Here is a 6,284-nt window from a genome sequence, read left to right as displayed (position 1 = left end):
CCGGTCGAGCGACCCGCTAGCGCGACCCCGCCGGGCTCTTCTCCGCCCGCTCCGCGCCCGCGCCGGCCGGGGGCCGACCGTGCGACACGCGCCGCGGCAGCGCGAACACGAGCAGGAAGGCGACGACCGCGAACGCCGCGCTCACCCCCATGGCCGCCGCCGCCGCGTCGGTGAAGCCGGTCGCCCGGCCCGCCGCCGTGGCGAGCTCACGCCCGCCGGGCAGCGACCCGAACAGCACGCTGCCGATGATGGCGATGCCCACGGCCGAGCCGATCCGCTGGATGGCCGAGATGACGGCGCTCGCCGAGCCGGCGTCCTGCGGGTCGACGGTCGCGACGATGAACTGCACGTTCGGCGCGATGAAGAACCCGTTGCCGAGCCCCGCGATCAGCAGCGGCGCGAGCAGCAGCCAGTTGGTCAGGTCGGCCGCCTCGGTGGTCATCAGCACGAGCCACATCCAGATGAGGCCGATCGCGACGAGCGCCGTGCCCAGCACCAGCACGTTGCGGCCGAGCTTCTGGGCGATCTGGTTGCTCTGCGACGACGAGATGATGCTGCCGACCGCGAACGGGATGGCGACGGCGCCCGAGGCGAGCGCGCTGTTGCCGAGGCCCGACTGCCAGAGCAGCGAGATCGTGAAGAAGATGCTGGTGAAGGCCGCGAAGTACACGAGGGCGAGCACGACGCCGCCGGTGAAGGAGGGGTGCGCGAACAGCTTCGGGGGCACGAGGGGAGTGCGGCCGCGCTTCGTGTACGCGACCTCCCAGGCGCCGAAGGCGGCGAGCAGCAGCACGCCCGCGGCGATGGTCAGGTAGGTCCAGAGCGGCCAGCCCTCGTCCTGGCCCTGGATGAGGGGGACGAGCAGCGCGACGAACGCGGCTGAGACGAGCACCAGGCCGATCCAGTCGAGGCCCTTGTCGGGGCGGGGCAGCGACTCGTCGCGCTTCGGCAGCAGGATGGCCGCGGCGATCAGCGTCGCGACGCCGAAGGGGAGGTTGACGAAGAAGACGAGGCGCCAGCCGTTCTCGTCGCCGAACGCCTGGATGATGAGCCCGCCGATGATCGGCCCGAGGGCCGACGAGACGCCGATGACGGCCCCCATGATGGCGAAGGCCTTGCCGCGCGACCGGCCGGGGAAGAGCAGCTGGATGAACGCGGTGACGGCCGGCACGAAGATGCCGCCCGCGAGGCCCTGCACGACGCGGAACACGACGAGCTGGACGTCGCTCGTGGCCACGCCGCAGGCGAGGCTGGCGAGCGTGAACAGCAGCACGCCGGTGAAGTAGACCCACTTGTGGCCGATCCGGTCACCGATGCGGCCGGCCGGGATGAGCGTGAGCCCGAACGCCAGCGCGTAGCCCGAGATGATCCACGACAGGGTCGACTCCGAGGCGTCGAGCGAGGTGCGGATGGTGGGCAGGGCGACGTTCACGATCGTGGTGTCGAGCAGGGCGATGAACATGCCCAGCAGGAGCGCCACGAGGGCGAACCAGGCGTGACGAGGCACGGCGGGTGCGGCGCCGGGGCGGGCGGGTGCGTCGGTCATGGGGGCCTTCCGTGCCGCGGGGGCGGCGGTGAGTGTGCCCGGCGCGGAGCGCGCAGCGGGCGGAGCGGGGGCGTCGTGGTCGACGGTGAGGGGGAGTCGCGGGTCAGCCCGACGAGGGCCTGCCGGTCAGTGCGTGCCTGGCCCCCGCCTCCTCGTCCTCGACGATGTCGGGCAGGGCCTCGATCAGCGTGTCGTGCCAGCTGATCTCGGCGCGGAGGCGGTGCTCACGGTGCGAGAGGGCGTGCTTCTCGGCGACGGACAGCCAGGGATCGGCGCGTCGACGGTGGTCGGCGGACTCGGCGAGCAGCCGCTCGAGCTCGGCGCGACGGCGCCGGACGGTGGCGGGGAGCTCGTCGACCCGGTCGGGGTCGACGCGGGTCAGGGCGAGGTCGAAGGGGTCGGGGCGCAGGACGATCTCGTCCTGCGCGTGTCGGCGGGACGCGTCGAGTGCGGCGCGGCCCGCGTCGGTGATGCCGTAGACCTGGCGCTCGGGGAAGGACCCCTCGCGCTCGGTGCGGACCGGGGCGAGCAGCCCCTCGGCGGCCAGCCGCTTGATGGCGCCGTAGAGGCCGCCGACCGAGACGTCCGTCCAGAAGTGCACGTGCTCCTGCTCGGCCTGCAGCCGGAGCTGGTGGCCGTGCATGTCTCCGTGGCGCGCGAACGAGTCGAGCACGAAGAGACGGATGGAGGACACGAGGCGTTACTCTCGCACGAGTAGTCGCCCGCGGTCAACTTTTCTGCAGAGACTGCACCGAGTCGCGGTCGACGACCTTGGCGGCGATGCCGCGCACCACGTCGGAGAGCCGCTCGTCGGCGTCGAGGAGCGACCGCGCGGCCTCGGGCGTCAGGCCGGCGAAGCAGTCGCCGATCGTGACGGCGTGGGAGGGTCGCGACACCACGACGATCTGGTCGCCCGCCGCGGCGGGCCCCGACTTCACGACCCGCAGGTAGGCGCCCGGGCGGCCCTCGGCCTGGAAGCGCGCCACCCACCGTGGCTCGCGGAGCCGGCGCTGGAAGGTCGCGCACGGGGTGCGGGGCATGGTCACCTCGAGGAGGAGGCCGTCGCCGACGGCCCAGCGCTCGCCGAGGACGGCCCCCGTCACGTCGAGGCCCGAGGTGCGGAGGTTCTCGCCGAACAGGCCGGGCGTGACCTCGTAGCCGAGCAGGTCGCCGAAGTGGAGCGCGTCCTCGTCGGCGTAGGCGTAGACGGCCTTGTCGGGGCCGCCGTGGTGCTTGCGGCTGGCCTGGACGTCGCCCCAGACGCCGAGCGGCTTGACGGGCACGGGCACGTCGAGTGGGCGCTTGTCGATCGCGGTCACGCCGACGCTGCCGGAGTCGGGCAGGAGGCGGTCGACGCGGCAGACGGCGGTGAGGAGGGGCACGGAGCCATGGTGCCCGAACGCGGCGGAGGCGACAAGCGGTCGGGGCGGAGCGGCCGCCGCGCGCTGGTCGACCGTTCAGGTCGCGGCTGCGTCGCTCACCCGGGCGACGCCCGAGACGCGAGCGTCACCTGAACGCTCGACGCGACGGTGCCACGACGGGACGACGCGACGATGCGACGGCGCACGCGGGCGGGAGCCCGCGAGCGGCCGTGGGCCTCAGCCCTGGCTGTTGAGCGACCCGGTCGGGATCCGGTCGCGGTCGTACGTGATCTCCGTGAAGCCGTGCGCCGCGGGGGCGCCGTCGGGCCCGATGTTGACGAAGACCATCCTGTCGATCGTCAGGATGCTCTGGCGGGTGACCATGTTGCGCACCTCGGCCCGCATGGTCAGCGACGTCCGGCCGAAGGCGGTCGCGCGGAGGCCCATCTCGACGAGGTCGCCCTGTGCGGCGCTCGACACGAAGTTGATCTCGGAGATGTACTTCGTCACGACGCGACCGTTGCCCAGCTGGAGGATCGCGTAGATCGCGGCCTCCTCGTCGATCCAGCGCAGCAGGCTGCCGCCGAACAGGGTGCCGTTCGCGTTGAGGTCCTCGGGGCGGACCCACTTGCGGGTGCGGAAGTTGATCTCGTCGGTCGTCTCCGTGGGCGACGCGAGGGGGTCGGGCGCGCCGGGGGTGATGGCGTCGGTCACGATGGTCTCCTTCGGGTGGGCCGGTCGGCTCGCCCAGAGAGCCTAGGGCGACGCTGCCGTGCGCGCCCGCACCGGGTGCGTCGCGCCGGGTCGCCCCCGTGCCCCGGGTGCCGGGCTCGGAGCGGGACGCCCTGGGCTCGGCGGCCGTCCCGCGCTCGGCGGCCGACCCCGGTGAGCGGCTGCCAGCGGCGACGGGCGCCGGGGCAGGCGCCACGCCCGGCGCCCGGCTCCCCGTGCCGACGGCGGCACGGGGCGCGAGCCGTCCCGGGGCGGGCGGCGACGTCGACCGCCCCGGCGGTGGAGCGCGACGGCTGCCTCGACGGCGTCCAGCACCTGGCGCCAGTCGTACCGCACGACCGCGTAGCTGAGGTGCATCGGGATCCTGCCCGCGACGTAGCCGCGGAGGTCCTTGACCGCGTCGCGGTCGAAGCGCTGGGCGTGCCACCGACGACCGTCGGTCTCGATGCCGAGGACGCCCTCCACGACGAGGTCGGTGCGCTCGCCGAAGCCGTTCGGCACCTGCGAGGTGACGTGGAAGCCCGCCTGACGCAGGCGGACCCGCACCACGCTCTCGAGGATGCTCTCGCTCGACACGTCGACCCAGTCGACGACGCCGCGGGCGTCCGCGGGCAGCCGGGCGGCGATGTCGCGGAGGTCGCGCGACGTGATGCGCCCTCCGTGCAGCGCCCAGTCCAGGAGCGCCACGGCGATCTCGAAGGACTCCTCGAGCACGGCCCTCACGAGGGCGTCCCGCACGTCGACCATCGCGACTCCACCGCGGCTCCTGACGTCGCCGTCGTCGTAGACCACCCGGCTCGACCTTCGGTGGCGCAGGCGCGAGGCATGGGGAGGGACCGACACCGTGACGAGCGGCGGTCGCTCCCACATCCAGGCCCCCAGCTCGAAGAGGGCGGACCCGCCCGTCAGGCGTCCTCCCACGCTGACCGCCACGACTCGTGCGTCGCCCCGGGGGAGGTTCGTGTACCAGCCGAGCCGGGGGCGGTGCAGGTCGCCCGACCTCACCGCCCGCGTGAGGTCGCGGTCGGTCGCGCCGGCTCGGCGCAGCTGCCGACGGGTGGCGAACCCGCCGGCGGCCTCGATCACCTCGACGACGTCTGCTGTGTGCATCCGCCCACCCTGGTCGAGCTGCGCGCGACAGCGGCGGCGGGCACCGGGCGCTGGGGACGATCCGCACGCAGCGACGGCGGGGGAGGGAGCGGCGCGCGCCGTTCGGCATCCGGCGCCCCGCACCCCGGCTCCTCGGCACCCGGCGGCACCCCGCACCGGTCGACGGATCAGGTCGTCGTGGCGCCGGGCGGGCCCCCCGTGCCTCGAGCCGCACGCTCGTCCTGACCGCTCGACGCGTCGCCCCGCCGGCCCCCAGCGGGAGCAGCACGGGTCGTGCGCCCCAGCACCACGGTGGTCGGCAGTTCGTGCACCTCCGGCGGTGCCGTGGTCCGCGGCCCCGTCGCGAGGGCGACCGCCGCCTCCGCCGCGAGCCGGGCCAGCTCGGCGACCGGCTGCGACACGGTCGTCAGCCCGGCGTCCACGGCCCGTCGCTGCCCGTCAAATCCCACGATCGACACGTCGCCGGGCACGTCCACGCCGAGTCGCTCGAGCGACGCCAGCACGCCGAGGGCGAGGTCGTCGTCCTCGGCGAGCACCGCGACCGGCAGCGGACCAGTCAGGAGGCGCGCCGCGGCTTCGTCGCCCAGCCCCGACCCCGCCGCGAGCTCGAGGAGGCTCCGCTCCGACGCGGCGACTCCTGCGGCGTCCAGCTCCGCGGCCCATCCCGCCTCCCGCTCGTGGGCGCTCCAGCGGAAGTCGCGGTCGGGCGCGGCTCGCAGGTAGACGAAGCGCCGGTGGCCGAGGCCGAGCAGCAGCCGTGTGGCCGTCCGGCCGGCGGCGAGGTCGTCGATGCCGACGCTGGGGTGCCCGGCGACGCGCTGGCTGAGGTAGACCACGGGCATGTCGAGGGCGGTCAGCGTCGCCTGTTCGGCGTCCGACAGGGCGAAGGAGGCGACGATCACCGCGTCGGCGTTGCGTCGCGCCGGGAGGGCCGCGAAGAACGCCTCGCGCTCGGTGCGGTCGTGCACCCGGTAGAGGAGGAGGTCGAGGCCCGCGGCGCGGAGCACGTCGTAGATGCCGTCGAGGATGCTGCCGCTGAACCAGTCGGTCAGCGGCGCCCCGATCAGCACGGCGACGCGGCGCACCTTGCCCGTGGCGAGGCTCGAGGCCGTCCGCGAGACGACGAACCCGAGCCGCTCGGCAGCGTCGACCACCGCGCGGCGGGTCTCGCTCCTCACCTTCGGCGACCCCCGCAGGGCGCGCGACACCGTCGCCACCGACACGCCCGCCGCGACGGCCACGTCGTCCATGGTGGGCACCCGCGGGGACTCGGGTGCAGTGCTGCTCGTCTCGTCGGCCATGGTTCCTCCTCGGTCGGTGCAAGCGCTTGCACAGATGATCTCATCTCCGGCGGCAACTGAGGCCCGACCAGGCTCGCTACACCGTCGACTGGATGAAGGTCCGTCTTCTTGCGGGTGGAGCTGCTCGTCTTGACGACGATCCGGGGCCGTTCCTAGGCTGTGCAAGCGCGGTCACCGACGTCCGCGCACGTCGGCGGTCGTGTGCGGCGGCGCGAGCTGCGCGCCGCTCGTCAC

6 protein-coding genes are annotated in these 6,284 nt (G+C 74.1%); all 6 read right to left on the bottom strand.

Annotated elements, in window-relative coordinates:
- Nucleotides 1-16: 16 nt before the first annotated feature.
- On the bottom strand, nucleotides 17-1,546 hold the full coding sequence (locus IFT45_RS10835; protein ID WP_185231597.1) for a DHA2 family efflux MFS transporter permease subunit: 1,530 nt from the start codon (nucleotides 1,544-1,546) through the stop codon (nucleotides 17-19).
- Nucleotides 1,547-1,649: 103 nt separating this feature from the next.
- Nucleotides 1,650-2,240, bottom strand: a complete 591-nt coding sequence (locus IFT45_RS10830) for a PadR family transcriptional regulator (RefSeq protein ID WP_197982382.1) — start codon at nucleotides 2,238-2,240, stop codon at nucleotides 1,650-1,652.
- A gap of 34 nt (nucleotides 2,241-2,274) precedes the next feature.
- The gene (locus IFT45_RS10825) at nucleotides 2,275-2,928 is read right to left on the bottom strand and encodes an MOSC domain-containing protein (protein WP_185231599.1); all 654 of its coding nucleotides are present in this window, start codon (nucleotides 2,926-2,928) and stop codon (nucleotides 2,275-2,277) included.
- A gap of 216 nt (nucleotides 2,929-3,144) precedes the next feature.
- Nucleotides 3,145-3,609, bottom strand: a complete 465-nt coding sequence (locus tag IFT45_RS10820; RefSeq protein WP_371810986.1) for an acyl-CoA thioesterase — start codon at nucleotides 3,607-3,609, stop codon at nucleotides 3,145-3,147.
- A gap of 54 nt (nucleotides 3,610-3,663) precedes the next feature.
- On the bottom strand, nucleotides 3,664-4,749 hold the full coding sequence (locus IFT45_RS10815; RefSeq protein ID WP_192128119.1) for a type IV toxin-antitoxin system AbiEi family antitoxin domain-containing protein: 1,086 nt from the start codon (nucleotides 4,747-4,749) through the stop codon (nucleotides 3,664-3,666).
- 167 nt (nucleotides 4,750-4,916) lie between these two features.
- Nucleotides 4,917-6,050, bottom strand: coding sequence for a LacI family DNA-binding transcriptional regulator (locus tag IFT45_RS10810; protein ID WP_192128118.1), 1,134 nt, complete (start codon nucleotides 6,048-6,050; stop codon nucleotides 4,917-4,919).
- Nucleotides 6,051-6,284 lie beyond the last annotated feature (234 nt).

Source organism: Frigoribacterium sp. CFBP 13707 (assembly GCF_014842245.1).
Classification (GTDB): Bacteria; Actinomycetota; Actinomycetes; order Actinomycetales; family Microbacteriaceae; genus Frigoribacterium; species Frigoribacterium endophyticum.
The sequence above is the reverse complement of the archived record's forward strand: the minus strand, read 5'-3'. Positions and strand labels throughout refer to the sequence as shown.